The organism is [Pseudopropionibacterium] massiliense (genome assembly GCF_900607225.1).
In the GTDB taxonomy this organism is placed as follows: domain Bacteria; phylum Actinomycetota; class Actinomycetes; order Propionibacteriales; family Propionibacteriaceae; genus Arachnia; species Arachnia massiliensis.
In genome coordinates, this window is sequence record NZ_LR027842.1 from 2,941,523 (window position 1) to 2,967,674 (window position 26,152).

The window sequence follows — 26,152 nt, forward strand, 5'->3', positions numbered from 1 at the left end:
GCAGGAAAGGACGGGGGTGAGCCGACACCATCCACCGGCAGTCCGAGACCTACCGCGGTTCTCCGGAGGCCACCACATGGTTTCGACACGACCTGCTCGCTGACGCTCGCGGGTCGGCTCAACCAGCTTCCGGGGAACACCCGCCAGCCGGCGGGCGGGCCCCCTGCCAGGTGACGGCCTGTGCGGCGACCCTGTTCGCCGCACAGGCCGCCGCCACCAGCCCTTCGCCCCGCGCCAGCCGGGCCGCCAGGACACCGACGAAGGTGTCCCCCGCCCCGGTGGCGTCGACGACACGTTCCACGACCACCGGCGGGATCGCGTGCACCCCGGTCCCGTCGTTGACGAGGGCTCCGCGCTCCCCGAGGGTCATCACGAGGCTCCGGGCCCCGGTGCGTTCCCGCAGCCGGTGGAGCAGTCCGGCACCGGCCTCGTTCGAGGCCGCCAGCTGCGCGGCCTCGTGTTCGTTGACCACGAGGGGGTCCGCGTTCCCGTACCAGGGCGGCGGGGCCGCGGGCGCGGGGGCGGCGTTGACCACCAGCCGCGCACCGGTGCGGGTGGCGAGTTCGTCCACCGCCCGCTGGACGGCCTGCGGTATCTCGTTCTGCGTCACGATGACCCGGGCCTCGACGTCGCCGGCGGGGAGCGCGGCCCGGGCGTTGGCCCCCTGGGCGACGACTATGGTGTTCTCCCCCCGGGTGTCCACCTGGATGAACGCCGTTCCGGTGGGGACACCGGCCAGCCTCGGCAACCACCGGGTGTCCACGCCCGCTGCATCGAGGGCCGCGGCCTGCCGTCTGCCCGCCTCGTCGTCGCCGACGGCGCCGGCCATGGCGACCCGGACCCCGTCGCGGGCCGCGGCGACGGCCTGGTTGGCTCCCTTGCCGCCGCAGGAAATCGCGAGATCGGATGCCAGGAGTGTCTCCCCGGGGCCCGGGAGCCGCTCCACCGACACTGCGACGTCCTCGTTCACGGACCCCACGACCAGCACATCCACGTCCATGGTTCCTTCTCCCGTGTCATCCGTTGGCCCATCCCGTCATCCCAGCATGTCACGAGGACCCGGCCACGGGGTTTCGGCCGTTCCACCCCGTGCGGATTCGGAACGCCGCACCGGCCTCGTGCACGCGAAACCCGGGTTCTCAGCGCAGGTTGGCGCGGAAGTGCAGGCCGACCTCCGGGTCGACGAGGATCTCCTGGGCGGCAGCGATCCCGTCGACGGTGAGGGTGGCGTCGACGGGGACGGCCCGTTTCACGAGGGCCAGGGCGATCGGGCCCAGTTCGTGGTGGCGGACCGAGGAACCGACGAAACCCACGGGCCTGCCGTCCAGTTCCAGGGCGGATCCGGCTGCGGGCAGCGCCTCGGCGGTGCCGTCGAGGTGGAGCAGCGTCAACCGGCGGGGCGGGCGACCCAAGTTGTGGACGCGCGCCACCGTTTCCTGGCCGCGGTAGCAGCCCTTGTCGAGGTGGGTGCCGAACAGGCCGATCTCGTTGGGGATGGTGCGGGCGTCGGTGTCGACGAAGATCCTCGGTGTTCCCGAGGCGATGCGGTGCGCGTCGAAGGCCCATGTCCCGGCGCCCCTGCCCTCGGGCAGTGGCGCATCCGCGGGGCGGAACACCTCGTGGCCCCCCAGCGCGGGGCGACGCGCCCAGTCCCCCGGCACCTCGACGCCGTCCCCGACCCACGCCAACCGCAGGTCGTCGCGGGGACGGATCTCCACCCGCATCATGAAACGCATCGAGGTCAGGAAGTCCACCAGGGCGGCGGCGCGTCCCGGTTCGGTCCAGGCCAGCGTCCGTGTCCCGTCGTCCACCCCGGCCAGGACGTGTTCGACGTGCCCGTTCGGCGAGAGGATCAGCGCCTCGAACGGGCTTCCCGGCTCCAGGGATTCGAGGTGCTGCGAGGTCAGCGAGTGCAACCAGCCGAGCCGGTCCGCCCCGGCGATCTCCAGGACGTCGCGGTTGGACAGGTCCACCACCGCCTCCCCCGCGTCGATGGCACGCGCCTCCGCGACGGGATTGCCGTGGTGCCAGACGAGGCCGGCGTCCACGCCGTCCTCGACGAGGATCGCGTTCACTGCTTCGTCAGGCGCGCCCACATGTGGGGTCGCAGTTCGTGATCGGCGGTGGAGCGGTCGAGGGCGTACATCAGGTCGCCCTCCACCTTGCCGTAGAGCCGCTGCCCGGATGTGTGGCTGACGGCGGCGCCATCGGTGCGCACCACGGCGTCGGTGAGCAGGTCGATGCGGGTCACCTGGATCTTGCCGACCAGCACCTCGGTCCAGCCGTCGGAGTTCGTGAGCGTCACCTCGAGGGAGGCGTCGCGTTTCGGCCTCCAGAAACCGGTCTCCATGCCGAGTGGCTGGTCGAACTTCCCGTCCTCGCCCATGCCGAAGACCTGGGAGAGGTAGAACAGGTAGTCGCCGCCGTTGTGGGTGAACTCGATGCGCTGCTCGAAGGTGAAGTCGTTGCCCTCGTGGTCGGTGCCGTTGCCGGAGCCCTCCCACACGCCGACGAGCCAGCCGAGGGCCACCAGTTCCGGGTTGAGCCCCTCCGGTACCTCGATGTCGATGTTCTGGAAACCCTCCATGCTCAGTCCTTTCGTCCCTTGATCCCTCGCAGCAGTGTGACGGCGGCCAGCGTCAACGCCACGACCGCGATCCCGGCCGCGGCCACCGCCAACACCCACGCAGCGATCATTCCCACGAACCGCAACCCTACCCTTCGCGCACCGCGGGACGTGGTAGACAACACCCATGCGCGCTGTCATCACCCGGGTACTCTCCGCCAGTGTTTCCGTCGACGGCGAGGTGGTCGGTGAGCTGCCCCGCCCCGGACTGCTGGTGCTGGCCGGCGTCGGTCGCGACGACGACGCCGCGGCGGCGAGAACCCTGGCCGCGAAGATCTGGGGGCTGCGGATCCTGCGCGACGAGCTCTCGGCACGCGACGTCGACGCCCCGATCCTGGTGGTCAGCCAGTTCACGCTGTTCGCCAGCACCCGGAAGGGCCGCCGCCCCGGCTGGTCGAAGGCCGCCCCGGGGTCGGTCTCCGAGCCGGTCATCGAGGCCCTCGCCAGCGAGCTGGAGGCCCTCGGCGCCACCGTCGAGCGCGGCCGTTTCGGCGCCGACATGCAGGTGGCGTCGGTCAATGACGGCCCGGTCACCATCCTCATCGACACCGCCGCCTGGGAGTGAACCTCTCGCCGACCCCATCACCGGTTTGCTGGCCCTATCACTGGTTTGCTGGGCTTGTTGAAGTTTGCTGGCCTCACAGCGCAGGCAAACGTGAACAGGACCAGCAAACCGTGAACAAGGCCAGCAAAACGGCGAGGCCCCGAGAGCAGGCGTGCGGGCGGGGGCCGGACCGGTGGAGCCCCTTGACGCCGGTGCTCAGCCGCGCCCCAGGAACTCCACGCGGGAGACCGCGACGGCGTCGGCGTCGGTTCCCGGGCCTCCCGGTTCCGTGGTGGACAGCACCGTCATGAGGACGTCCTCGGTGACGACGGGCGGGAACCGCACCTCCTGATACTCCGGATGGCTGATGTCGAGCGGCTGCACGGTCCAGGAACCGTCGGAGAAGGTCCAGCGCACCGCCATGATCCTGCGCCCCGTCCGGTAGGCATCGCCGGTGGCGTCGCCGTTGACGATGCGCACCCCGACCAGCTCCGTTCCGGGCGGAAAACCGAAGGTGATCGTCTCCCCGACCCCACCGCCGGGGCAGCGCCAGATGGTGTCGGCCCGGGCGTCCACCAGTGCCGCGGCCCGATCCTGTCCGTCCTGCGAGCACTCCCCGGTGGCGCGGTACGCCGCGACGGGTGTCGCGGCCCCGTCGTAAGGGGTCAGGTCGAGAACGCTGGTGATGGACGGGCTGGGGGTCGGTGAGGAGGTCTCGCTCTCCGGTTGCATGGCCAGCCTCGTCCCCATGACCCCGACCAGCGCCGCCGCCACGCAGCTCGCGATCACCAGGCGCAGCGAGACCCAGCGGGGCCTGCGACCGCTGCCGCCCGGGGAAACCCACGGCCCCTCGCCCGACGCGGTGGAACGCACGTCGGAGGATTCGGAAATGGTCTGCCGGAAGTACTCATCGGGCAGGCGCTTTGACATGCGGTCATGCTACGCCGTCGCCCGCGCCCGTCACGAAAACCTGCGGAAAAGCCACCGATCCCGTTTCCCCGGACGGAAACCCATGGGACACTCCCCACACACTCGTCGCGCAGGGATCAGGAAGCCCCGGGAACATGCGCTGGATTTCCCCACAAAACGAGGCGGAGCCGTTCGTTCCGCGGGAAAATGCGCACGCGGAACGAGCGCCACCGGCCGCAGTGAACCGGAGGAGGCCTCGGCCTGTAATTGCTTTCTTGACTATTTGGCCGTGATCCCTCTACTCTCGATTTGTTCAGCCGGGTACTTACGTAAGTATCTTGAGAAAACGAGGTCGCTGATGCCCACACGCATTCACAACAGTAGGCCGAGCCGCCTGGCCGGTGTCTACGAGCCCCTCGCCCCCCCCCCGACCCCCCCCGTCATTTCACTGATGAAACGGCCCCGCCTGTCCCGACCCACCATCACCACCCTGCTCGATTCCCTCACGGAGCTGGGTCTGGTGGCCCCCCAGGGAGCGGAGGGCAACGTCGGTCGACCCGCCGAGACCTGGGCCCCCCGCAAGGACGCCGGGGTGGTCATCGGCGTCGATCTCCTCCATCGCAGCGCGCTGCTGGCGGTCGCCCGCCTCGACGGGGAGATCATCGAGACCGACCACAGGTCCGGGGTCAGCGTGGACTCCTCCGTCAGGTTCACAACCCTGCTGGACCTGATCAGCACGCACATCACCGAGGGCACCGCGGGCCCGCCGCTGGCGATCGTGGTGTCCACCACCGGCACCGTGGATCTCGACGGCCGTCTGATGCGCAGCGACGCCGTCCCCCAGTGGGAGGGTTTCGCCCTGGGCCGCGAACTCTCACAACGCCTGAACCTGCCGGTGCGGATCGAGAACGACGTGAACGCCTCCGCCTTCGGGGAGTTCGCCCTGCGCTGCGGGGACGGTTCCCTCGAACCCACCGACGATCTCCTCCTGATCGCCCTGTCACGGGCCATCGTCACCGGCCTGGTCATGGGCGGCAAGCTGCACCGCGGAAACCGGCAGAACGCGGGCGAGGTGGGGTTGCGCATCGTCGACGAGTCCGGTCCGGCGCCGGGAAACCTGGTGCGCGCCGCGGAGAGCATCGGCACCGTCTCCGCGGTCCTCGATCCCGCGTGCATCGTCCTGACCCTGCCGAACCGCGAGTCCCCGGGCATTCTCGCCGAGATCATCGACCACCTGCGCGTCAATCGCGAGTCGAGTGCGGCCGAACTGAATCTCCAGGTTTCCCGGCTCGGGCAGGGTGCCGCCATCGTCGGGGCCCTGTCCCTGGCCCTCCAGGATGCCCGGACCGCTCTCTTCGGCGAGTCCACACGGCTGATCCCGATTCCCAAGGAAATCGGCCACATCACGAGAATCACAGCGAGAGGAATCCATTCGCCAATGTCCACGGCACAACCGGCGGCCTCGGAGCGCGCCACGCTGCGTATCGGCGTGGTCGGGGTGGGAGCCCGGGCCGACATCGCCAAACACTTCGAGCTCCCGAGACTCAACTGCCGCATCACCGCCGCCGCCGATCCGCACCCGGATGCCGAGGCGCGTCTCCCGCAGCGCCTCGGCCGCAGCGACATCAAGTTGACCCGCAACGTCACCGAACTGATCGCCGAGGGCATCGACGCGGCCCTCGTCACGTCCCCCGACGACACGCACGCCGCGGTGACCTGCGAGCTGCTCCGGGCCGGGATTCCCGTCTACGTCGAGAAGCCCCTGGCGACCCGCATGGACGACGCCGTCGAGATCCTGCGAACCGCCCACGAGACCGGCACGAAGCTCTACGTGGGACACAACATGCGCCACATGCACGTGGTGCGCTCGATGCGGGACCTGATCCGTCGCGGCGCCATCGGCGAGGTGAAGGCGATCTGGTGCCGTCACTTCGTCGGCAACGGTGGCGACTACTACTTCAAGGACTGGCACGCCACCCGCGAGCACGCCACGGGCCTGCTGCTGCAGAAGGCAGCCCACGACCTGGACGTGATGCACTGGCTGGCCGATTCCCACACCACACAGGTCACCGCCATGGGCGGCCTGACCCTCTACGACCGCATCACCGACCGCCAGAACCGTTCCGGGCAGCTGCTGGGCGACTGGTTCGACATGGACAACTGGCCGCCGCTGTCGCAGAAGGGCCTCAACCCGGTGGTGGACGTCGAGGACATCTCGATGATGCTGATGCGGATGGAGTCGGGGTTGTTCGCCTCCTACCAGCAGTGCCACTACACCCCCGACTACTGGCGCAACTACACCGTGATCGGCACGGAGGGCCGTATCGAGAACTTCGGCGACTACGAGGGCGGTCACATCAAGCTGTGGAACCGACGTCACCTCTACGACTCGGAGGGCGACGCCCGGTTCCCGATCAAGGGCGACGACAAGGGACACGACGACGCCGATGTCCTGACGATCAGCGAGTTCGTCTCCTTCATCACCGACGGCACCCCGACGGACACCTCCCCGCTCGGCGCCTGGTACGCCGTCGCCGCGGCGATCGCCGCCACCGATTCCCTCCGCAACGGCTCTTCCCCCCGGGACATCCCGAGGCTGGACCCGGAGATCATCACCTACTTCACCAACAATCAGGTCAAGTGACCATCGATCAGAAGGAGAGAACCCGATGAAGCGTCGCACCTTCCTGGCAGCCGCCTCGGTGCTCGGAGCGGCATCCGCCCTGTCGGCCTGTTCCGGGCAGGGCGGTCAGCAGGCGTCCGGCGAGGAGCTGAGCAAGGACACCAAGGCCGAGCTGACCCTGTTCTACTGGGACAAGAACCAGACACCCACCGTCGAGGCCAACATCAAGGCCTTCAACCAGGAGTACCCGAACATCACGATCACCCCGTCGGTGGCGGCCTACAAGGACTACTGGACCAAGCTGCGCACCCAGGCCGAGGGTGACCAGCTGCCCGACGTGTTCTGGATGAACGGACCCAACATCCAGCTCTACGCCTCGAACGGGATGCTCGCCGAGATCGACGACCTCAAGGACGTCGCCTGGGACAAGTACCCGAAGGCGCTGGTGGACCTCTACACGGTCGAGGGCAAGAAGTACGGCGTGCCGAAGGACTACGACACCATCGCCTGCTTCATCAACAAGGAGATCTTCACCAAGGCCGGGGTGCAGGTGCCCACCGGGGAGTGGACGTGGGAGGAGCACCACGCCGCCGCCAAGGCCATCGCAGACGCCCAGGCCGGATTCGGTGTGGTCGTGGGTCTCGACGACGGACAGGCCAGCTACTACAACACCATCCACCAGGCGGGTGGATACGTCATCAAGGACCACAAGTCCGGGTTCGACGACCCGAAGAGCATCGAGGGCGTGCAGTACTGGGTGGATCTGGTCAAGGACGGCTCGATGCCCGAGATGCAGGTTCTCGCCGACACCCCCGCGAAGCAGCAGTTCCTCAACGGGCAGGCCGGCATCATGTGGGCCGGTTCCTGGCACGTGAAGGAGCTGCGCGAACAGTTCAAGGGCGACGAGGTCGTCGTGGTGCCGCTGCCCAAGAAGGAGACGCAGGCCACCATCATCCACGGTCTCGCCTACGTCGCCTCGGCGAAGTCGAAGAACCTCGCCGCCGCGAAGGCGGCGGTCCGGGCGTTCAGCAGCCAGGCCGCGGCCGAGACCGAGGCGGCCAACGGCACGGCGATCCCGGCCTTCAACGGCACCCAGGCCAAGTGGCTGGAGCAGGCTCCGGGCTGGAACCTCGACGTGTTCACCAAGGCGGCCGAGACCTACGCGGTTCCCTACCCGGTCTCGAAGAACACCTCCGCCTGGGCCGACAAGGAAACCAGCCTCAGCGAGGTGTTCACCGGCAAGGTGAGCGCCGAGGAGGGCTGCAAGAAACTGGCCGCCGAGATGAACACGGCGCTCGGGCAGGAGTGAAGGAGTAAACGGAAATGACCGTCGACAGGAGTGGCGGAGCGAAGGCATCGTACTCCCGGCGACGTCGCGTCAACCCGATGTCGGCAGGGGCCTGGCCCCTGCTGTTCATCGGCCCCCTGATGCTCGGCGTCCTCATCTTCTACTACTTTCCGATCATCGGGAATCTGTATGCGTCGCTGACCAGGACGAATGCCTTCGGCGGCGATCAGAAGTTCGTCGGGCTGGAAAACTATTCGACCCTTTTCTCCCGCCCGGATCTTCCCTCCGCGATGATCAACACCCTCTTCTACACGGCCGTGGTGCTGCTGGCAGTACCGCTTTCCGTGATCATCGCGTCGCTGCTGGAATTGCCGGGTCTGAAGGGACGCGCCGTCTACCGGGTGCTGTTCTTCATGCCCTACCTGGCGATGCCGGTGGCGATCGTGCAGGTGTGGCGGCTGTTCTACAACGGCAACTTCGGGCTGTTGAACCAGATGCTGAAGGCCATCGGGATATCGGACCCGCCCTACTGGCTGTCCACGCCCGGGGTGGTCATGCTGGCCGTCGCGATCTTCGGGATCTGGGGTTCGATCGGGTTCAACGTCATCATCCTCTCGGCGGGCCTGAAGGCGATCCCGAAGGAGCTCTACGAGGCCGCGCAGATCGACGGGGCCAGTTCCTGGCACCAGTTCACGAGCATCACGGTTCCACTGCTGACACCGTCGATCTTCTTCCTGACGATCATGCAGGCCATCGGCGGGTTCCAGCTCTTCGATGCCCTCTACGCGATGCTGGGTGCGGGGAACCCCGCCGCCAATTCGTCGCGGTCGCTGGTCTCGCTGTTCTACCAGGAGGCGTTCGTCAACAACAACCGGGGGGTCGGGGCCGCGGTCTCCATCCTGATCCTCGCGCTCGTCGGTGTGGTGACGGCGCTCCAGTTCTGGGGACAGAAGAAGTGGGTGCACTATGTCTGATCGACCGCACCGGGGCATGCACAAGCAGAGCCGTCTCCTGCCCGCCCACGTCGTCCTGGCCCTCGGCGGCCTGACGATGGTCTTCCCGTTCGTGTGGCAGGTGCTGATGTCGCTGTCGACGAACACCGAGATCCAGGCGGTGCCCCCGCAGTTCCTCCCGGGCTCGCCGCAGTGGGGAAATTACACGGAGGTGTTCACCAGGATCCCGTTCCTCTCGCAGTTCTGGACGTCGTTGCTGATCACGGCGCTGCGGACGGGAGCCCAGCTGATCCTGTGCTCGATGGCGGGATACGCCTTCGCCCGGATGCAGTTCAAGGGCCGCAACGTGCTGTTCGGGTTGCTGCTGGCGATCCTCATGATCCCCAGCCAGGCGTTCCTGATCACCCAGTACCAGATCATCAAGGGCCTCAATCTCCTGGAGACCCCGTGGGGCATCGTGCTGCCGGGTCTGTTCTCGGCCTTCGGGACGTTCCTGATGCGGCAGGCTTTCATGTCCCTGCCGAAGGAGCTGGAGGAGGCCGCCCGGCTGGACGGCTGCAACCCGTGGCAGGTGTTCTGGAAGGTGATGTTCCCACTGGTCAAGCCCAGCCTGTTCGCCGTCGCCATCACGACGGTGCTGTGGAGCTGGAACGACCTGCTGTGGCCGCTGATCGTGACGACCCGTGAGTCGAACATGCCGCTCAGCGCCGGCATCGCGACCTTCGCGGGCCAGCACGTGACCGACTGGAACCTGATGATGGCTGCCTCGGTCATGGCCATGGCACCGATCTTCGTGCTGTTCTTCGCCATGCAGCGCAAGGTGATCGAGGGGCTCGCGACCTCCGGCCTGAAGGGCTGAGACCCTCTCCCCGAATCTGGTTGAGCCGGACCGCGACGAAGAAGCAACCGCCCCCGGACACCCTCACCAGGGTTTCCGCGCGACCGGTTCGCTGAGGTCCGTGAGGTTCGGCTCAACCAACTCCGATCGGCCTTCACTCAAAGGCGATCTCAAGTTCTTCCGAGATCTTCTGAAGACTTTTGTCACGGGTCCACAGGCACGCCCCCGGCACCACGAGGACCGACCCGATGAGGTTCACGTCCACCAGGCTGAGGCCGCGCCCCCACAGCCGCCTGGACTCGACGAGGTGCAGCAGCTCGTCGTCGTGGAGGCTGGGGAACCGGAAGAGGTTGGACAGGTACGATGTCCGCACCGAACGGGCGGGCATGGAACTCAACGACAACTCCCCGATCACCATGGCGTGGCACCCCGCCTCGTCGCTGCGCAGCAGACGCACCAGGCGCAGGTCGCTTCGACGAAAATGGTCGATCCAGACGGAGGTGTCGACGAGGATCACTTCGCGAGGTCCCCGATGTCCCGGTTTCGCGACGAAACCCGCGCCTCGGGTTCGGTGCCGCCGAGCGCGGCCAGGCGGCGGGCACTCTCCACGCGGATGAGCGTCTCCAGACCTTCGCGGAGCAGGACGGAGCGTTCCTTGACGCCGGTCAGTTCCTGGGCGCGCGCCACCAGATCGTCATCCAGGGTAACGGTGGTTCTCATGAGTCGTCCTCTCCGGCATCAAACGTAGCATCAACTGATGCCCACGATGGCGTCGCCGCCGTGTTCCGAACCTTGATCGAAGCACACGGCGGGGTCGCGCGTGCGGCTTGGATGAATTTGCCTGCGACCGGTTCGGGACACCCCACGGCACGGGAGGCGTCCCGCCCGGTTCGGTTCCCGCCGATTCAGCCGGGCAGCACCTCGGTGATCAGATCCTCCAGCAGCGCGGTGGCCGCCCGGGGTTCCAGACCGCCGACCAGAACCCGGACGGCCAGCCCCTCGGCCGTCGCCATGAGACGCAGGGCGACGGCGGGGGCGTCGGCGACACCGCACTCGTCGAGCAGCGCGGCCGCCTCCCGCACACCCCCCGCGTGCCCCTGCTGCACCAGGTCGGCGATGACGGGGTCGTCGATGCTCTTGGCCTCGTAGGCCAGCCAGATCGAGGTGCCGATCGCGAACTCCCGGGCGACCGGGATCCGCCCCAGGACGAGCCGGCGCAGCCGCTCCCCGGGAGCGGCGTCGTCGACCGCCTCGAACCGCTGCGTCGCCGCCTTCAGCAGCTCTCGGCAGCTGTCGCGGACGAGTTCCTCCCGCGAGGCGTGGTAGTGCTGGATGCGCCCCACCGAGATCCCCGCCTCGGCGGCGACGGAGCGCAGGGTCACGCCCTCGATCCCCCGCTCGGCGATGACGGCCCACACGGCCTGTGCGATCTCCCTGCGCCGCACGTCGTGATCCACCAGTTTCGGCATGGGATGAGCATAGAGGTTGTGGCGGTGCACTTGCATCGCAAAAGAAACAGTGCAAATGTATTGCTATGATCGAAGAAGCTCTCCCCGACCCCACGCGACGCCCACCTCGCCGGAAGCGCCGCCGGCTGCTGGTCCTGGCCCTGGTCGCATCGCTGATCGTGAACGTTCTCCTGCCGGTCCTGACCCGCGAACGTCCCGTCTACGCCGTCGACGCGCTGGGCGACGCGGGTCTCAGCAACCAGTCGGTGCCGCTGGAGACCACCGAGGCGAACGCCGGCTGGATCAGCGAGACCCTCACCACACTCGAAGCCCCGCACGTGCACGTCGTCGGGCATTCCTTCGGCGGCTGGCTCGCCACCAATTTCGCCCTGCACCATCCCGGGCAGACGGTCTCGCTGAGCCTGTTCGACCCGGTGCAGACCTTCTCCGGCCTCAGATGGGAGGTCTACCTGCTGGCGATTCCGGCCTCGATCCCACTGCTGCCGCAGTCGTGGCGCGACGCCGCCCTGGCGCGGATCGGCGGCAGCGAGACCACCGATCGCGACGACCCCCTGGCCCGCATGATCGACGCGGGAACCACGGGTTACTCCTCCGCCCGCGACCTCCCGCAGCAGTTCACCGACGCCCAGCTCGGTTCACTGGCCGTCCCGGTGCACGTGGCAATGGCGGGAAACAGCGCCGTGCTGTCCGATCCCCCGGGTGCGGTGCGCCGCGCCGAGGAACTGGTGCCGATGGTGGAGGCGAGCCTCTGGGAGGGGGCCAGGCACTCGCTGCCCCTGGAGGAACCGGAGAGGGCCGGGGCCGCGATCCTCGACTTCATGGAACGCCACGAAGGTTCATGAACCCAGGGCCGCTGCCGCCTCCATGAGCATCCAGCCCGAGAGTTGCACCGACAGGTCGCGTTCCGTGGTCCAGCGCTTCCGCTCGGGGGCTTGCGCGGGCTGGCTCCACTCGGGTCCGAAGCTCGGCAGCCCATCCGCGTCCATGGCAGCGTTGCGCCACGCCGCTTCCGCGGAGGATCGCACCATGTGGGCGGCGAGCTGGCGGGTGTCGTCGTTGCCCTGGAGCCGGTTGGCCACGAGCGTCAGGTAGCGGGCCAGGATCCCGGCGAACAGACCACCGTCGCCCCCACCCTGACCGGTGAGCACCCCGTCGGAGTCGCTGAGGTGACGCCACGTGGCGGAGACCAGGTCCGCGATCCGGCGCGGGGACTCCGCCCCCATCACCTCCAGTTCAGCACCCAGCACGACCCCCTGGCAGTAGGTGTAGACGGTGGCGTCGAGGCGCGCCCCCTCCGGCGAGGCCACCACCCCGTCGGCCACCAGGCCGCTGCCGAGCATCAGGTTCTTGGCGATCCAGTCGGTGATCCGCGCCGCCTCGTCGCGGTACCCGGCGCGCGCCAGCATGATGGCCACCGGCCCGTTGGCGGGGGCGTTGAGGAAATCGTCGCCGACTCGCCAGGGAACCACGCCCTCGGCCCGGATCGCGCCGCGGCAGGCCCGGATGATGGGCTCGACGCTGACCGAGGTCCCGAGGACGTCGTTGCCGCGTTGGAGGGCGAGCCCCCACCAGGCCATGTCGTCGTAGTAGCTGTTCGTGCGTTTGAAACCATTACGGATCAGGCTGGCCCGCGCCATTTTCCGCGCCACCCCGGCCCGTTCCGCTTCGGGAGCGCGCGTCTGGGCGTCGACGATGCAGTCGAACAGGTGCGCCTGCCACCAGTATCGCCACGCCAGAAACAGCCGATGGGACAGCCTCGACGGGTGGGACACCACCCCGAGGCGGGTCCCGGGCATCGCCCAGAGACGTCGAATGCTGCGTGTCCGAACGGCGCGTTCCGCCAGTGCGGCACGATCGACGGGACTGGGGATCTGCATTTCATCCTCCTGTTCCCCCACAGGGATGGTCACGGCCCAGTTAACCAGCGCGACCTGTCACGCGGTGCCGGTTCGGGAGAAAATCATCACGGTCGGGCATCACCCCGACCAGATTCTTGCACATTCAACGAAATACCGTGGCGGCTGGTTCCGTGGAATGGGCCGGCCGCCACGGTGTTTCCTGCGCGCCGGGCGCGCGGTCAGTCGTCGAAATCGTGTCCGGCGGCGTCGGCTTCCTCGATGAGGGCTGCCATTGCGTCGTCCTCCAGCAGATACGGGGCGATGGCCGCAAGGAAGGCGTCGAGTTCCGCCGGGGTTCCCTGGGCGGAGAACATGCTGCTCTCGGGGTCCATGCCGACCTCGGGCGCCAGGCCCCGGGAGATGAGCCAGTTCGCCACACCCGCCCAGAAGTAGCCGTTGGGTCGGTGTCCGCAATTCAGCCCCATCCACCCACCGCGTTCACGGATGGCCCCACCCCGGTAGATTGATCCCCGGGAAACACTGATTGATCATGTCGTGGCCGCGACTCCCGGGATCGGACGGCCTGGCCGATACCGGCCTCGTTCAGCGCTTCCCCGGGTTCCTGAACAATTGAAACAACCACAAGGCGAGAGGCGCGTCGACATGCAGCAGTCGGGATTCAAACTGGACACCGGTTCACGGAGAACCATCCTGGAGATCAGTTCCCGCGGCCGACTGGTGCTCACCAACCCGGTGTCGAACCGCGGCACCGCGTTCACCGACTCCGAGAGGGAGCAGCTCAACCTGGCGGGGTTGCTGACGAACCGGGTCTCCAGCATCGAGGAGCAGCTGCAACGAACCTACGGTCAGTTCAGCCGCTGCCCCTCCCCGCTGTCGAAGTTCATCTACCTGTCGCAGCTGCGGGACCGCAACGAGGTGCTGTACTACCGGCTGGTCAGCGAACACCTGGAGGAGATGCTCCCCATCGTCTACACCCCCACCATCGGGGAGGCCATCGAACGGTTCAGCCACGAGTACGTCGGCACCCGGGGCGTGTTCCTGTCCATCGACCATCCCGAACGCATCGAGGAGTCGCTGCTCAACTTCGAGCTGACCCCCGAGAACGTCGATCTGGTGGTGGTCACCGACTCCGAGGGCATCCTCGGCATCGGCGACCAGGGAATCGGCGGCATCCAGATCGCCATCGGGAAACTGGGGCTGTACACGGCCGCCGCGGGCATTCATCCGCAGCGCGCCATCCCGGTGGTCCTGGACGTCGGCACCGACAACCTGGGGCTGCTGCACAGCGACCGCTACCTGGGGGAGCGTCACGCCCGGGTCCGTGGCGAACAGTACGACGAGTTCATCGACCGTTTCGTGCAGGTGGTCACCAAGCTCTTCCCCAACGCGATGATCCACTGGGAGGACTTCGGTGTCGCCAACGCCCACCGAATCCTGCAGCGCTACGCCACACAGATCTGCACCTTCAACGACGACATCCAGGGCACCGCCGCCGTCGTCCTGGCCGCCGTGATCGCGGCAGTGCGGCGCACCGGGATCCCGCTGCGCAGGCACCGTTTCGTGATCTACGGCGCCGGGACCGCGGGCATCGGTATCGCCGACATGATCCAGGGTGCGCTCAGCGCGGCGGGCCGTGATCCGGGTCAGTTCTACGCCTTCAACCACAACGGGTTGATCATCGAGGACAGCCCCGGGACGCGGGAGTTCCAGAGCCCCTACGCGCGACCCCGTTCCGAGATCGACGGCTGGGAGGTCGCCGATCCGCATCGGGTGAACCTCCTGGAGACCGTCCGGAACGCCCACCCCACCATCCTCATCGGCACATCCGCACGCGGCGGGGCGTTCTCGGAGGAGGTGGTGCGGGAGATGCACTCGTACTGCGAACGTCCGGTGATCATGCCGCTGTCCAACCCCACCGACCGCTGCGAGGCCCGCCCCTCGGACCTGCTCGACTGGACCGACGGCAAGGCCCTGATCGCGACGGGCAGCCCGTTCGAGCCGGTGCGGCGCGGTTCCGTGCACCACACGATCGCCCAGGCCAACAACGCCCTCATCTTCCCGGGCCTCGGGCTGGGGGTGTCGGTGGTGCGGGCCAGGCTGGTCAGCGAGGAGATGATCTACGCGGCCGCCCAGGCGCTGGCCGGGCTCGTCAACGAGCACCAGCCGGGGGCGTCGCTGCTACCGACCATGCGCGACCTCCGGATGGTCGCGGCGACGGTGGCGAAGGCGGTCGCGGAGACCGCCGAATCCCAGGGCCTGGCCAGGCGCCCGCTGACCAACCCGATCCAGGACATCTACGAGCGCATGTGGAAGCCGGAATACCCGGAGCTGCGTATCGTGTGAACCGCCCCCGGGGTCCTCGCGCTTCGGCAGCCAACGCCCGGGCCGGGTCGTCGTGCTGGAGTTTCTCCCTGCCATCCGGGGAGGCTTATGCGCAGGATGCTGGTTGAGCCAGCTCGTGAGCACCAGCGAACGGCTGTGTCGAAACCACCAGAGCCCGCCGCAATTCCCAGGACACGACCACCGGAGGATTGCGCTGGCCGGTGCCCCCGTGAATAAGCCTCAAGGAGTTGTGGACGAACCGAGTGACGCCCTTCTACCTCGGTGGGAAAACCGACGCCCGGATCCTCGGCGACAGGTCGAGAAGAACCGATCGGCGTTCCCGGTTCGATCAGTCGACCTGCTCGAACCGGCAATCGCGAATTGAATCAGGAGTATTCTGCGCCCACACCACCAGGTGGGTCATCACAATCACAGGAGAACACGGTGTCCCCGCTCTCATCCGTTCACCGACAGGCTGCCGCACTGGGCGCGACACTGATATCGACACTTCTCCCATTGACCGGTTGCACGATCCATGCAAGCGCTCCCCCACCCGCGACGACGAACGCTCCCGCGGACCGCAGAACGATCACCAGCACGGAAGGAATCGACGGTCCCGCCACGCGCACCCCCGAAACACACGACACCCAGGCACGGAAACCCGCGATCCCCACGGCCGGGACGACGAAACCGAGCAGCTCGGGAATCTACCCGGGCGCAGGCGGTCCCCGACCCGCACACGCCACCCTCATCACAGCGGTCTATCCACTGGAAGGAGTCGCATCCGTTCCCATCATGGCCGTCATCAAAACTCCCTCGGGAAACATCGGCTGCGAGATCACTCCGGATTACGCCGGTTGCGGAATCCAGAGCTACAAAGCAGATCAGCCGTACGGCAGCGACAATGGAATACCGCGATGGTGGGTTCCCATCGATGGATCTGTCGAAAAAGTGGAGGCAGTGCGGCACCACTTGTTCTCAGACCCCGACCGCGAACCACAGGTGGTCCCCTATGGCGCCGCCGTTTACTACGAGAAGTATGTGTGCGCTTCCGAGGAGAACGGGCTGACCTGCTGGAACACCGAAACCGGCCACGGCGCCTTCATGAATCGCGACGGGGTCACCACTTTCTGACCCGAGCCACCGCGCAGCCGACGGGCGCCACGACAGATCGAAGGAAGACCCTCCCCGACCCCTGTGCGGCATCCGCGCGGGGGAAGGCTACCGGGATGGTTCCGCCCCGACGGGCGCCGTTATGCTTGGGGGTGCCGGGTAGGTTGCCCGACGAGGGGTCCGTGGTGGTGTGAGCCGCTGCGAGACCTCCGGTCGTGTCGTCTCCCCTAGGGAGCGCTCGCAGGGGGTTTGACTAGGTGTTTTACTCCCTGACAACTCAAGAGTGGTGTGTTGTGGAGCCCCGCGAGGCGGAGCGCTCGCAGGGGCTGGTAAAGTTCCTTGTCAGGACCGCCTTCCGAGGCGAGCCATTGTTCCGGTCTTCCAGACCGGACTTCATTGAGACTCCATGTCCGGATTCGATTTACGTTTCGCACGTACGAATTGTTCCGGTCTTCCAGACCGGACTTCATTGAGGCTTATTCACAGGCAGGGCACCGGTCAACCCAATCCTCTGGTCAGGGGATGCAGCTGAGGTGTGAAAGTCGCTTGAGCCGGCCTGCCCGCTCTGCGAGTAGGCCGTGTCGATATCCCTGGCGGTCGCATCCAAGGAGGAGTTGCGGCGGGTTCTGGTGGTTTCGACTCGGACTGCTCCCTCGTCGCGGTCCGGCTCAACCAGCTTCGGAGACGCCGTGAGCAAGCCTCAGTTCATCCGTCACACCAGCGGTTCGCTGGCCTTACCAATGTTTTGCTGGGCTTGTTCATGTTTGCTGGCCTCACAGCGCAGGCAAACATGAACAAGCCCAGCAAAACAGGATCAGAGCCAGCAAAACAGGATCAGAGCCAGCAAAACACCGATAAGGCCAGCAAACCCTCACGAAGAAAAGCAAGAAACAAAAGGAGACCAACCCGGCCAACCCTGGAGGCTTGTTCACAGGCGGGGGGATGGCCAGCGCAACCCTCTGGTGGTCGCGTCCCGGAGTTGCGGCGGACCTTGGTGGTTTCGACACGGACTGCCCCTTCGTCGCGGTCCGGCTCAACCAGCTTCGTAGTCCGCGTGGCGGGCACGTCCACGAGCGATACGTTCTTTCACCTGCTCCCCGTCGCGGTCCGGCCCAACCAGCTTCGGAGAGGCCGTGAACAAGCCTCATTGCACTGGGCGCCGCGGAGATCAGCCCCGCCTCACCGCCCCGCAGGTGCTGCCCTGCGGGGCGTTCGCACATACCGCGAGAACCACGGGTGGACCTCCGAGCAGAACGGCCCGACCCGCCGGCACACACCGGCATCGACTGCGAAACCTTCGCGGGACGCGACGGCACGTCCTGCTCCGCCCCGGGGAGGACGATGCCGCCCCTGAGATCACCCGGAGTTCCTCATTCCGTCGTTTCATCCGTCTGGTCGCGAAGGTACTCCGTTGCCGCCTGGTCCCCGAGGTACGCACCGTACAAGACGGTACCGACAACGGCCATGACAATCGTGTAGAAGCCCGTCGTCGCAATCTGATAAGAAAAGTAAGGGACCATCACCCACACGGAGGAAAGGTAGGAGACCAGACCCGCAATCTGGACGTACTTGGCAGCCTGGACATGCGCCACGTGCCACGCCTCTCGGCTTGCCATGGTGCTGACCGTCCGAATACCGATCTTCTCCCCCCGCTTGAAATTTCTACCGCGGATATAGCGCGCCAGTACGATCATGAACCACCCCGCAAAGATCATGACCCCGGCCAGGACGACCCGACTCACCCACTCCACGATCACCAGATCCTCTTCGGGGTTCACCGCACCTCCTCTCCTGCCACCCGGTGGCGGCCTAGCCCACTGGATCACGGGGCCACCGCCCCGGGACCAGGTCCGTCGGAGGATCCGACGGACAGTAGTTGATTATTTTACTAAATCGTGTTGTGCGTTGAAAAATGTGCATTTACGAAGGTGTGGAACCACCACACGGACGAGTTCGCGAACCCACATTCACGCTGTGCTGAACTTTCGTTAACAAACGAAAGTTCAGCACAGCGTCCTCTATGTTGATTTTCAACCGCAAGAGGAGGCCGAAAATGATTCCTCCACCTCTCAGGGATAGACTATCGGGCATCAGGTTCTCGCCACGAGGAAAACAAGAAGGAAACCTTCGGGACGGCTTCGGAATTGCTGCACCCACGCCACCCGAGGCCTTCCCTCCCTCCAACCGGGCACCTGTGGGTCGACCCATCGAGACCCCGGATGGATCCGCTCCCTCTCGAGCCGGGTCCACCCGACTTCCACACGGCGGTGCCCCGGCGGCCGACCGGCCGCCGGGACACCGTGATCCACACCCCGAGCCCTCGGACGACCCGCCACCGCTTTGTTACCGACCATTTGGTCGGTAAGGTGTGTGGACATGACTTCCTCCCGCACCGCCCCCGCCGCGACCGGCCGTTCCTGGGCAGCCCTCGGCGTCCTCACCCTGGCCGTCATGCTGCTGGCGATCGACGGCACCGTGCTGACCCTGGCCATTCCCGCCCTGACCGCCGACCTGGCGCCGAGCGCGTCGCAGATCCTGTGGATCGGCGACATCTACTCGTTCACGCTCTCGGGCCTGCTCGTGGTGATGGGCAACCTGGCCGACCGCATCGGCCGCAAACGCCTCCTGATGATCGGCTCGGTCGGTTTCGGGTTGTCATCGCTGCTGGCGGCGTTCGCCACCTCCCCCGAGCTGCTGATCGCGGCCCGGGCCCTGCTGGGGATCAGCGGCGCGACGATCATGCCGTCGACGCTGGCCATCATCCGTTCGCTGTTCCCGGACAAACAGCAGCGCACACGGGCCATCGCCATCTGGTCGGCGGGCACGATGGCCGGGGCCGCCATCGGACCGATCATCGGCGGGGCGCTCCTGGAGCACTTCCCGTGGGGCAGCGTCTTCCTCATCAACGTCCCCGTCATGATCCTGGTGGTCGCCGGCGGGTTGTGGTTGCTGCCGGAGTCGCGCAACCCCGGGAAGGGACGGATCGACCTGTTGTCGGCGGTGTTGTCGATGGTGGCCATCGTCTCGCTGGTGCAGGCCGTCAAGGAGGTCTTCTCCGCCGGCCCCACCCCCACCGCGGTGGTCGCGCTCGCCCTCGGGCTGGTGACGGGCTGGTGGTTCCTGCGCCGGCAACGCTCCCTCACCACCCCGCTGATCGACATCTCCCTGTTCCGGAACCGCGCCTTCACCGCGGCCGTGACCGCCGACACGGTGACCATCTTCGCCTTCGTCGGGTTGCTGTTCTTCTTCTCCCAGTACCTCCAGCTCGTGCGCGGGCTCAGCCCCCTCCAGGCCGGGTTGCTGGAACTCTCGGGGACGGTGGCCGCGATCGTGGTGGTCGCCTTCACGGGGATCGCCGTGCGCAGGCTCGGCACCGGCGGCGCGATCAGCGCCGGGCTCGGGCTGGGCAGCGTCGGCCTGGTGATCCTGGTGTTCGCCGAGTCCGCGACGGGGCTGGTCGGGATCATCATCGCCTTCGCGCTGGTGGGTTTCGGCATCGGATTGTCGATGACCCTCAACACCGACGCCATCGTCGGGGCGGTGCCCGCCGAACGCGCCGGGGCGGCGTCGTCGATAGCCGAGACCGCCTACGAACTCGGCACGGCCCTGGGGATCGCGCTCCTCGGGTCCGTCCACACCGCCCTGTACCGCGCCGCCCTGCCGCCCGACACCGGCCCGGAGCTCCGCGAGTCGCTGGCCTCGGCCATCTCGCAACTGGGCCCGGCCGATCCCGCCCTGGCCGGGGCGCGGCACACCTTCACCACGGCGATGCAGTGGACCTCGGCGGGCGCCGCGGTCCTGCTGGCGGCGACCGCCGTTCTCGCCTGGTTCACCATCCCCCGCACCACCCCGTCAGATGAGGAGGCCATCCCCGATGAAGCACCCCGGACCGACGTGGAAAGCTCAGTCCGGTAGCGCATCGCCCTCGGTCAGGGACAGCAGCAGCTCCCTGCCCTCGGCCAGGCTGGCCTGCGTCTCCTCGCCGTAGCAGACTGCCATCGCGAGCCCCTCGGCGGCGCGACGCACCACCAGGACCCGCTGCGGGGACAGGCCGTCGGCCGCCAGGTTCTCGGCCCACCACGCGGCGTCCCGCTCCGAGACCTCGATGGCCTCCGGGAACTCGAACACCCCCGCCCACACCGGGGTCGGGGAGAAGTACCGCAGCACCTCCTCCGATCCCGAACAGAGTGCCCTGACATAGGCGCGCAGCAGCCTCCCGGGACGCTCGTCCGAGGCGTCGAGATGCCGCATCACGGCCTCCCGGAGGGTGGCCACCACGTCCTCCATGAGGGCGACGATGAGCTGTTCCCGGTTCGCGAAGTGATGGAGCAGACCGCTCTTGGACACCCCGGCCACCTCGGCGATCCGGGCCAGCGAAGCGCCCGTCCCCCGCTCCGCGAGCACCTCGGCGGCGGCCTTGAGCACCGCCGCGCGGGTGCGTTCGGCGTTGCGGGTGTGGTGGCCGTCCCGGGTCATGGGCTCACCCTACTGGAGGCCGCGCGTGTCGCGGGCCGGGGCGGATTCACATCCGTCCCGGCCCGCGAGACGGTTCCCCCGTGGGATGTCGTCACCCGATGTGGAAGTACCGCGCCACCAGGTCCTCCACCAGGACCCGGTCGGCCGCGATCTCCTCGCGCAGGTTCTCGTCCTCGAGCGCGAACAGCTGCCCGGCCCAGGCGTCGATCAGGCCGGGCGGGAAGACACCCAGCGCCTCGTAGTCGGCGCGCTGGTCCAGCAGCCGCCGGGCCGCCTCGGCGCAGGAGGAGGGGAGCTGGTCGAGGCCCTCGTGCCTGGACGCGTCGCCACTGACGTAGCGGGCCATCGCGTAGTCCAGCATCGACGGGTCGCTCAGCCCGATCCTGGCGGCGACGGTGAGGCCCGCCAGCAGCAGGTGGATGTTGGCCGCGCCGTCAGGGGACCTCAATTCGACGGTCTGGGAGTCGTTGGGAAGTTCCCCGACGGGGCCTTCCTGCGGGTTGGCGTCGCGGAACATGCGGTCGTCGAGGTTCTGCCAGCCGAGCGGCACCCGCACCAGCACGGAGCGGTTGCGGTCACCCCAGCAGATGGCGGTGGGGGCCTCCTGGTGCGGGACGAGCCGCAGGAAGGACGTGGGAACCGGGTTACCGAAGGCCGTGAGGGAAGCGGCGTGCGACAGGTAGCCGCCGACGACGCGGCGCGCCACGTCGGTGAGCCCGGAGCCCTCCGAGAACTGGTTGACGCCGTCCTTCATCAACCGGGTGTGGAAGTGCATGCCCGAACCGGCCTGCCCGACGACGATCTTCGGCGAGAACGACACCTCGATGCCGTGGGAGTGCGCCACCCGCCGGACCACCCACTTCGCCAGGGCCATCTCGTCGGCGGCGCGGGTGACGTCGGTGGGCAGGAACTCGATCTCCTGCTGCACCATCTGGAGGCCGTCGGCGATGAAGTTCCCGACCTCGGCGTGGGCGTACTTCACGGAGCAGCCCATCCGCGTCAGGTGGGCCAGGGATTCGACGCGCACCGCCTCTCACTTCGAGAACGGCCCGGCCTCGTGATAGCCGCGCTGGGGTTCGACGGGGAACAGGTCCTCGGCGGGCGAGAACAGGTAGTACTCCAGCTCACCGAGGGCCTCCAACCGGCAGCCGGTCTCGTCCTCGAGGGCCTGCTGGGCCTTGCGGAGGATCTGCTGCGGGGAGCTGGCCAGGGGGTTGCCCTCCACGTCGTAGAACCCGCACATGATGTCGAGGGTGGGCAGCTCCGAGAAGGGGTTCAGGAACGCGGTGCGCAGCTGCGGCACCACGTAGAGGTCGGAGCTGGTGGCGTCGACGAACTCGAACAGCGACGATCCGTCGACCCGTTCCCCCATCGTCAGGATCCTGTCCAGGTGGTCGGCAGACTGGATCGCGAAGTTCAACACCTTCAACCGCCCGTCACCGCCGAGGTATCGCAGGTTGAGCATGGGAATGCCCTGCTCGGCGACGAACCGGGTGATGTCGGCCCGGGTGAACTCGTGCGGCTGTTTGCCGAGCGCACGAACCAGCGGGTTGGGATTCAGGGCAAGGGTGTCGATCTCCACCATGGGGTCCTCCTCTTCGAGCTGTCCCGATTGTCTCAGATGTTTCAGACATGTTACGACACAGCCGCCCCGGGGACCGTTCACCAGCGCTTAACCCGGTTGCGCAGCACTCAACGCCCGGAATCGCCCCACAAGCGGCAAAAACCGGGTTGAGTGCTGCGCAACCGTCATCCGCGGATGTAGGGGCAGCAGTCGACAGGGTTCACGCATCCAGGAGGAGCGCCCGGAGCCGGTTCCGGGTGATCTCGGGAAGCCCGATCATCTCCAGATGGGCCGGGATTCCCGACGCGAACCGCTCGACCAGGGGCTGTGTCCTGCGAAGCCACGCCGTCACCTGCTCATCGCTCCACGCGGCCTGTCGGTCGTGGGTCGGGGCGTGACTGGTGACCCCCGCCATGGCCCGCACGGACTGCGCGTGGTCATCGGCGACGGCACCAGGCGCGACTCCCGCGTTGGCGAGGAGGATGGCGGTCACCATGCCGGTGCGGTCGCGTCCTGCGCTGCAGTGCACGAGGATCCCGGGTTCGGCTGCCGCCAGCGTCGTCAGGGCGGCGGCCACCAGGCCGGGGAGGATTCGCAGGTTGTGGGCCCAGTATTCGGGGGAATCGAGGATCGGGAAGCAGGTTTCCCGGAACTCCGCGTTGTCGTGGTCCTCGGTGGGTGCGGAGAGGATCGTCACGTCCCGCAGGGCGTCCTCCCCCACCCGGGGATCGCCGTCGCGCCTGCCCTGCTCCTCGGGACAGCGCAGGTCCACCACGCTCCGCAGTCCCCAGTCGCGGGCGGCCCGCCAGCCCTGCTCCGGGATCAGCTCGCGGCGAGGTCCCCGGGCAATCCTCCCGTGTCGTGTGACGCCCCAGCGACCGGTCAGCCCGCCGAGGTCGCGAATGTTGGGCACCCCGCCCCAGTCGAGTTCCCGCACCCGGGCAGTTTACGTCCGGTGGACGGCACGGCCCCGAACCGCAGGATGATTGAGAGGACAGGTAAGGAGAACGCAGTGCCCCTGATCGAGATCCCGTGCCCCATCTGCGGCGCCACCACGAAAACCCTGCCGCGCTACCCGCGCAGGGTGTGCGACACCTGCGCGGCGAAGGCCTCCGACGAGTCGGGGCGGGCCCTGGAGTTCTTCAACACGTCCATCGGGAGTGGCTTCATCGCCTACTACGCGGACTCAAACCAGACCGAGACCCATCCCGGTCACCGCTGCTTCATCGACGGCATCAGCTGCTACGCCGACGAGGCGCGTTTCGGTGGAATCGTCATCGAGGCACTCCCCGACCAGCCCGATTAGCGACGATCGCGGAGGCTTGTTCACAGGCAGCACGACGCCCAGCGAACCCCTTGGTCAGCGCACACCTGGGAGGACCGCGAACAAGCCTCACGGGCTCCCCGTCCCTCACATCCGAGGCCCTGAGCGCGCCCACCCTTTTCACGCGTCTGCCTCACGTTTCGCTGGCCTTCCCCCCTGTTTGCTGGCCTTGCCGTCTATTTGCTGGCCTTGTTCACGTTTGCTGGCCTCACAGCACAGGCAAACGTGAACAAGGCCAGCAAACCGCGAATAGGGCCAGCAAACCGACGGCGTGTGTGGGCAACCTCAGGCACCCAGAAGGGCCAAGGGAACCACGGCCACCCCGTCGGGGCGCCTGTAGGCGTATTCGCCGGTGTTGAGCAGCACCAGGTCGGCCACCTGGTCCCCCAGTTTCTCCCTCAGCCACAGGAGATGTTTCACGTCCCTGTCCGAGGCCGCCCGATCCAGCTTGATCTCGAAGGCCACGATCCGCCCGTCCTGTCCCTCAACGATCAGGTCCACCTCCTGCTCACCGCGTTTGGTGCGCAGGTGAAACACGTCGGCTCCCGACACCTGGGCGGTGCCCCGCACGGTGAGCATCGCCAGGTTCTCGAAGAGTCCCCCGACCAACGACCCTCGCGACCCGAGCCACCGTCCCTGCCCCTTGGACAGTATTTCCGGGGTTGCGCGGAGAAGGACAGCGGCGAGCGCAGGATCGGCCAAGTGGTGTTTGAGGTCGTCCATCGTGACCGCGGCGACGTACGGCATGAAGGGGATCCGGCTCCCGATCAGCCAGTCTCGCTGGATAGCCCATGCCGCCAGCCATACCTCTGGGAGAAGAACTACTATCCTTTTGGGCAGTTCCCTGCTATCCCTCTGGGCGCCGTGTTGATTTCGGTCAACGAACCCTCCGGGAAGGTCTACCGCTCCCCACTCCTCTGTTTCACCGTTCGCTGTGCTTATCCCTGGCTTGCCGGCCCTGTTCGCGGTTTGCGGGCCCGGCGACCCATTCAGCTCAGGTGTTTCTCCATCGCTTGCCGGGGGCGGGCATCCAGGCCTGCGGCCCCCTCGCGTTTCCGGAGAGCCCTCAGTTCCGGCGTCAGCCGGTCCTCCTCGACGACCTCCCAGCCCATTCGCCGATACCAGGGGCCGTTCCACGGAACGTCCCGGTAGGTGGTCAGGGTCATGCGCCGATACCCCCGCTTCCTGGCCCGTTCCTCGGCGGCATCGAGCAGGCGGGATCCGAGGCCACGCCCGGCGTACCCGGGAAGCACGCTGACCTGCTCGACGTGAGGGGTCGAGTCGACGATTTCGAGCCGGACGAAACCCACCGGCTCGTCCGCATGGGTCACCGCGACCAGTAACCGTCCGGCACGCTGGGCGGGCAGGAGGGATTCCGGATCCGCCGCGGCCATGTCGTTCATCCCGATCCCGGCGAACAGCGCATCCGCTTCCTGCTCGATGACACCCAGCCCCATCAGCTCGTCCTCGCGGGCCGGGCGGATCACAAATCCCGGCACGGTTCCCACCTCGCAGCGCCAAACACCCGTAGTGCTTTCTCAAAGAACCTGGCGGACCCGCGGACGACCCCATGGGCGACAGGCCGATCCGACACCCCGGGGTGGCACGCCGTGACGGCCTGCGCCGAGGACCTTGGGGGAGACCACGTCAGAAGCCGATGCTCCATTCCTCGATCTGGCCGCGGGCGTAGGCCGCCTGCCCCAGGTGGGTGACCGCGTCGTCGATGATGCTGACCAGCCGCACCCCGCGGGTGACCGGCGGGTTCCACTTGGTGTCGATCACCTCGTCCAGGTCGTCGGCGGACAACCCCGAGACGTAGGTCTTGAACGCCTCGGTGCAGGCCTGGAGGTAGTCGAGCAGCAGGGCAGGGTCCTCGACGCGCAGCGCGGCGACGTCCTCGGCGGTGTCGCCGAAACCGATCGACTTCGGGCCGCGGTCGATTCCGAGGCGCTCACCCCAGCCGCCGGTGATCCACAGCTGTTCCGAGAACTGCCCTGCGTTGGCCAGCCACGCCACCTGGATGTCCATCTGCCGGGCGGAGTGCCACACCAGCCAGGCGATCGAGTTCGCCCGGCCGCCGGGCATCGCGTGGAGGGTTTCCGCGGAGATCTCCTTGAGCACCGTCCGGGCCGCCTCGACGGGCCGGTTGACCGAATCAATCAGAACTGCTTGAGCATCCATGAGTCGATCCTGCCACTGCCCGGCAAACCTCCCCTCCGGATCCACGCACCGGACGGCATCGGC

Annotated in this window: 27 protein-coding genes; 10 read left to right on the top strand and 17 right to left on the bottom strand. The window is 67.4% G+C overall.

The window, feature by feature from the left end:
• Nucleotides 1-118: 118 nt before the first annotated feature.
• The 3 genes from E0E39_RS13120 to E0E39_RS13130 all read right to left on the bottom strand — a co-directional run bounded on the left by E0E39_RS13120 (nt 119) and on the right by E0E39_RS13130 (nt 2,587).
• Nucleotides 119-1,000 (bottom strand): ribokinase, encoded by an 882-nt coding sequence (locus E0E39_RS13120; protein ID WP_130875150.1) that lies wholly within the window; start codon nt 998-1,000, stop codon nt 119-121.
• A 139-nt stretch (nt 1,001-1,139) separates the two neighbouring features.
• Nucleotides 1,140-2,075 (bottom strand): CAF17-like 4Fe-4S cluster assembly/insertion protein YgfZ, encoded by a 936-nt coding sequence (gene ygfZ / locus E0E39_RS13125; RefSeq protein ID WP_130875151.1) that lies wholly within the window; start codon nt 2,073-2,075, stop codon nt 1,140-1,142.
• Nucleotides 2,072-2,587 (bottom strand): heme-binding beta-barrel domain-containing protein, encoded by a 516-nt coding sequence (locus E0E39_RS13130; RefSeq protein ID WP_130875152.1) that lies wholly within the window; start codon nt 2,585-2,587, stop codon nt 2,072-2,074. The genes ygfZ and E0E39_RS13130 overlap by 4 nt, the downstream gene beginning before the upstream one ends.
• A 166-nt stretch (nt 2,588-2,753) precedes the next feature.
• On the opposite strand from E0E39_RS13130, the gene dtd reads away from it, so the two are divergent.
• The gene (gene dtd / locus E0E39_RS13135; protein ID WP_130875153.1) at nt 2,754-3,191 is read left to right on the top strand and encodes a D-aminoacyl-tRNA deacylase; all 438 of its coding nucleotides are present in this window, start codon (nt 2,754-2,756) and stop codon (nt 3,189-3,191) included.
• Between the two features lie 195 nt (nt 3,192-3,386).
• On the opposite strand, the gene E0E39_RS13140 is transcribed toward dtd, so the two are convergent.
• Entirely contained in the window at nt 3,387-4,100 is a 714-nt protein-coding gene (locus E0E39_RS13140; protein WP_165444798.1) for an NADase-type glycan-binding domain-containing protein, read from the bottom strand.
• Nucleotides 4,101-4,530: 430 nt separating this feature from the next.
• Here E0E39_RS13140 and E0E39_RS13145 point away from each other — a divergent pair, with 430 nt between their 5' ends.
• From E0E39_RS13145 to E0E39_RS13160, 4 genes are read left to right on the top strand one after another with little or no spacing between them, the layout of a single operon-like run.
• Entirely contained in the window at nt 4,531-6,723 is a 2,193-nt protein-coding gene (locus E0E39_RS13145; RefSeq protein WP_165444799.1) for an ROK family protein, read from the top strand.
• A gap of 25 nt (nt 6,724-6,748) precedes the next feature.
• The gene (locus E0E39_RS13150; protein WP_130875156.1) at nt 6,749-8,011 is read left to right on the top strand and encodes an extracellular solute-binding protein; all 1,263 of its coding nucleotides are present in this window, start codon (nt 6,749-6,751) and stop codon (nt 8,009-8,011) included.
• Nucleotides 8,012-8,025: 14 nt separating this feature from the next.
• Complete coding sequence (locus tag E0E39_RS13155) at nt 8,026-8,964, top strand: carbohydrate ABC transporter permease (RefSeq protein WP_245988331.1); 939 nt, start codon at nt 8,026-8,028, stop codon at nt 8,962-8,964.
• The gene (locus E0E39_RS13160; protein WP_130875157.1) at nt 8,957-9,802 is read left to right on the top strand and encodes an ABC transporter permease subunit; all 846 of its coding nucleotides are present in this window, start codon (nt 8,957-8,959) and stop codon (nt 9,800-9,802) included. The genes E0E39_RS13155 and E0E39_RS13160 overlap by 8 nt, the downstream gene beginning before the upstream one ends.
• A 133-nt stretch (nt 9,803-9,935) precedes the next feature.
• On the opposite strand, the gene E0E39_RS13165 is transcribed toward E0E39_RS13160, so the two are convergent.
• The 3 genes from E0E39_RS13165 to E0E39_RS13175 form a co-directional block, all read right to left on the bottom strand.
• Nucleotides 9,936-10,298, bottom strand: a complete 363-nt coding sequence (locus tag E0E39_RS13165; protein WP_130875158.1) for a type II toxin-antitoxin system VapC family toxin — start codon at nt 10,296-10,298, stop codon at nt 9,936-9,938.
• Nucleotides 10,295-10,501 carry a type II toxin-antitoxin system VapB family antitoxin gene (locus E0E39_RS13170; protein WP_130875159.1) on the bottom strand — a complete coding sequence of 69 codons (207 nt, stop codon included), beginning with the start codon at nt 10,499-10,501 and terminating at the stop codon, nt 10,295-10,297. Before E0E39_RS13170 ends, E0E39_RS13165 begins: the two co-directional genes overlap by 4 nt.
• A gap of 185 nt (nt 10,502-10,686) precedes the next feature.
• Complete coding sequence (locus E0E39_RS13175; RefSeq protein WP_165444800.1) at nt 10,687-11,250, bottom strand: TetR/AcrR family transcriptional regulator; 564 nt, start codon at nt 11,248-11,250, stop codon at nt 10,687-10,689.
• Nucleotides 11,251-11,315: 65 nt separating this feature from the next.
• On the opposite strand from E0E39_RS13175, the gene E0E39_RS13180 reads away from it, so the two are divergent.
• Nucleotides 11,316-12,092 (top strand): alpha/beta fold hydrolase, encoded by a 777-nt coding sequence (locus tag E0E39_RS13180; protein ID WP_245988332.1) that lies wholly within the window; start codon nt 11,316-11,318, stop codon nt 12,090-12,092.
• Here the strand turns inward: E0E39_RS13180 and E0E39_RS13185 are convergent.
• On the bottom strand, nt 12,087-13,127 hold the full coding sequence (locus tag E0E39_RS13185; protein ID WP_130875161.1) for a glycoside hydrolase family 76 protein: 1,041 nt from the start codon (nt 13,125-13,127) through the stop codon (nt 12,087-12,089). The two genes, E0E39_RS13180 and E0E39_RS13185, sit on opposite strands and share 6 nt — an antisense overlap.
• Nucleotides 13,128-13,327: 200 nt before the next feature.
• Nucleotides 13,328-13,573 (bottom strand): hypothetical protein, encoded by a 246-nt coding sequence (locus E0E39_RS13190; protein ID WP_130875162.1) that lies wholly within the window; start codon nt 13,571-13,573, stop codon nt 13,328-13,330.
• Between the two features lie 178 nt (nt 13,574-13,751).
• Between E0E39_RS13190 and E0E39_RS13195 the strand changes: the two genes are divergently transcribed.
• Complete coding sequence (locus tag E0E39_RS13195) at nt 13,752-15,452, top strand: NAD-dependent malic enzyme (protein WP_130875163.1); 1,701 nt, start codon at nt 13,752-13,754, stop codon at nt 15,450-15,452.
• A 495-nt stretch (nt 15,453-15,947) separates the two neighbouring features.
• Complete coding sequence (locus tag E0E39_RS13200; protein WP_130875164.1) at nt 15,948-16,565, top strand: hypothetical protein; 618 nt, start codon at nt 15,948-15,950, stop codon at nt 16,563-16,565.
• Nucleotides 16,566-17,914: 1,349 nt separating this feature from the next.
• Here E0E39_RS13200 and E0E39_RS13205 read toward each other — a convergent pair.
• The gene (locus tag E0E39_RS13205; protein WP_130875165.1) at nt 17,915-18,322 is read right to left on the bottom strand and encodes an SdpI family protein; all 408 of its coding nucleotides are present in this window, start codon (nt 18,320-18,322) and stop codon (nt 17,915-17,917) included.
• A 598-nt stretch (nt 18,323-18,920) separates the two neighbouring features.
• Between E0E39_RS13205 and E0E39_RS13210 the strand changes: the two genes are divergently transcribed.
• The gene (locus E0E39_RS13210; protein WP_130875166.1) at nt 18,921-20,459 is read left to right on the top strand and encodes an MFS transporter; all 1,539 of its coding nucleotides are present in this window, start codon (nt 18,921-18,923) and stop codon (nt 20,457-20,459) included.
• On the opposite strand, the gene E0E39_RS13215 is transcribed toward E0E39_RS13210, so the two are convergent.
• The 4 genes from E0E39_RS13215 to E0E39_RS13225 form a co-directional block, all read right to left on the bottom strand.
• Nucleotides 20,448-21,020, bottom strand: coding sequence for a TetR family transcriptional regulator (locus tag E0E39_RS13215; protein WP_130875167.1), 573 nt, complete (start codon nt 21,018-21,020; stop codon nt 20,448-20,450). The two genes, E0E39_RS13210 and E0E39_RS13215, sit on opposite strands and share 12 nt — an antisense overlap.
• Before the next feature lie 91 nt (nt 21,021-21,111).
• Nucleotides 21,112-22,047: a type I glutamate--ammonia ligase gene (locus E0E39_RS16440; RefSeq protein ID WP_245988333.1), complete on the bottom strand. Its 936-nt coding sequence runs from the start codon at nt 22,045-22,047 to the stop codon at nt 21,112-21,114.
• 6 nt (nt 22,048-22,053) lie between these two features.
• Nucleotides 22,054-22,605 (bottom strand): glutamine synthetase beta-grasp domain-containing protein, encoded by a 552-nt coding sequence (locus tag E0E39_RS16445; RefSeq protein WP_245988335.1) that lies wholly within the window; start codon nt 22,603-22,605, stop codon nt 22,054-22,056.
• A 199-nt stretch (nt 22,606-22,804) separates the two neighbouring features.
• On the bottom strand, nt 22,805-23,521 hold the full coding sequence (locus E0E39_RS13225) for a tyrosine-protein phosphatase (protein ID WP_130875168.1): 717 nt from the start codon (nt 23,519-23,521) through the stop codon (nt 22,805-22,807).
• A 75-nt stretch (nt 23,522-23,596) separates the two neighbouring features.
• Between E0E39_RS13225 and E0E39_RS13230 the strand changes: the two genes are divergently transcribed.
• Nucleotides 23,597-23,890 (top strand): hypothetical protein, encoded by a 294-nt coding sequence (locus E0E39_RS13230; RefSeq protein WP_130875169.1) that lies wholly within the window; start codon nt 23,597-23,599, stop codon nt 23,888-23,890.
• 303 nt (nt 23,891-24,193) lie between these two features.
• Here the strand turns inward: E0E39_RS13230 and E0E39_RS16690 are convergent, their stop codons facing one another.
• The 3 genes from E0E39_RS16690 to E0E39_RS13245 all read right to left on the bottom strand — a co-directional run bounded on the left by E0E39_RS16690 (nt 24,194) and on the right by E0E39_RS13245 (nt 26,089).
• The gene (locus E0E39_RS16690) at nt 24,194-24,655 is read right to left on the bottom strand and encodes a DUF4143 domain-containing protein (protein WP_342770203.1); all 462 of its coding nucleotides are present in this window, start codon (nt 24,653-24,655) and stop codon (nt 24,194-24,196) included.
• A 242-nt stretch (nt 24,656-24,897) separates the two neighbouring features.
• On the bottom strand, nt 24,898-25,407 hold the full coding sequence (locus E0E39_RS13240; protein WP_207302505.1) for a GNAT family N-acetyltransferase: 510 nt from the start codon (nt 25,405-25,407) through the stop codon (nt 24,898-24,900).
• A gap of 148 nt (nt 25,408-25,555) precedes the next feature.
• Nucleotides 25,556-26,089: a mycothiol transferase gene (locus E0E39_RS13245; protein WP_130875170.1), complete on the bottom strand. Its 534-nt coding sequence runs from the start codon at nt 26,087-26,089 to the stop codon at nt 25,556-25,558.
• Between the last annotated feature and the right edge of the window lie 63 nt (nt 26,090-26,152).

Excerpts from the sequence above, each read along its gene's own strand:
- E0E39_RS13155 (WP_245988331.1), top strand. The coding sequence starts at position 8,026 with ATGACCGTCGACAGGAGTGGCGGAGCGAAGGCATCGTACTCCCGGCGA.
- E0E39_RS13180 (WP_245988332.1), top strand. The coding sequence starts at position 11,316 with ATGATCGAAGAAGCTCTCCCCGACCCCACGCGACGCCCACCTCGCCGG.
- E0E39_RS13130 (WP_130875152.1), bottom strand. The coding sequence starts at position 2,587 with ATGGAGGGTTTCCAGAACATCGACATCGAGGTACCGGAGGGGCTCAAC.
- E0E39_RS13215 (WP_130875167.1), bottom strand. The coding sequence starts at position 21,020 with ATGACCCGGGACGGCCACCACACCCGCAACGCCGAACGCACCCGCGCG.
- E0E39_RS13150 (WP_130875156.1), top strand. The coding sequence starts at position 6,749 with ATGAAGCGTCGCACCTTCCTGGCAGCCGCCTCGGTGCTCGGAGCGGCA.
- E0E39_RS13210 (WP_130875166.1), top strand. The coding sequence starts at position 18,921 with ATGACTTCCTCCCGCACCGCCCCCGCCGCGACCGGCCGTTCCTGGGCA.
- E0E39_RS13185 (WP_130875161.1), bottom strand. The coding sequence starts at position 13,127 with ATGCAGATCCCCAGTCCCGTCGATCGTGCCGCACTGGCGGAACGCGCC.
- E0E39_RS13145 (WP_165444799.1), top strand. The coding sequence starts at position 4,531 with ATGAAACGGCCCCGCCTGTCCCGACCCACCATCACCACCCTGCTCGAT.
- E0E39_RS13175 (WP_165444800.1), bottom strand. The coding sequence starts at position 11,250 with ATGCCGAAACTGGTGGATCACGACGTGCGGCGCAGGGAGATCGCACAG.
- dtd (WP_130875153.1), top strand. The coding sequence starts at position 2,754 with ATGCGCGCTGTCATCACCCGGGTACTCTCCGCCAGTGTTTCCGTCGAC.
- E0E39_RS13120 (WP_130875150.1), bottom strand. The coding sequence starts at position 1,000 with ATGGACGTGGATGTGCTGGTCGTGGGGTCCGTGAACGAGGACGTCGCA.
- E0E39_RS13190 (WP_130875162.1), bottom strand. The coding sequence starts at position 13,573 with ATGGGGCTGAATTGCGGACACCGACCCAACGGCTACTTCTGGGCGGGT.
- E0E39_RS16445 (WP_245988335.1), bottom strand. The coding sequence starts at position 22,605 with ATGGTGGAGATCGACACCCTTGCCCTGAATCCCAACCCGCTGGTTCGT.
- E0E39_RS13140 (WP_165444798.1), bottom strand. The coding sequence starts at position 4,100 with ATGTCAAAGCGCCTGCCCGATGAGTACTTCCGGCAGACCATTTCCGAA.
- E0E39_RS13170 (WP_130875159.1), bottom strand. The coding sequence starts at position 10,501 with ATGAGAACCACCGTTACCCTGGATGACGATCTGGTGGCGCGCGCCCAG.
- E0E39_RS13245 (WP_130875170.1), bottom strand. The coding sequence starts at position 26,089 with ATGGATGCTCAAGCAGTTCTGATTGATTCGGTCAACCGGCCCGTCGAG.
- E0E39_RS13160 (WP_130875157.1), top strand. The coding sequence starts at position 8,957 with ATGTCTGATCGACCGCACCGGGGCATGCACAAGCAGAGCCGTCTCCTG.
- E0E39_RS16690 (WP_342770203.1), bottom strand. The coding sequence starts at position 24,655 with ATGCCGTACGTCGCCGCGGTCACGATGGACGACCTCAAACACCACTTG.
- E0E39_RS13195 (WP_130875163.1), top strand. The coding sequence starts at position 13,752 with ATGCAGCAGTCGGGATTCAAACTGGACACCGGTTCACGGAGAACCATC.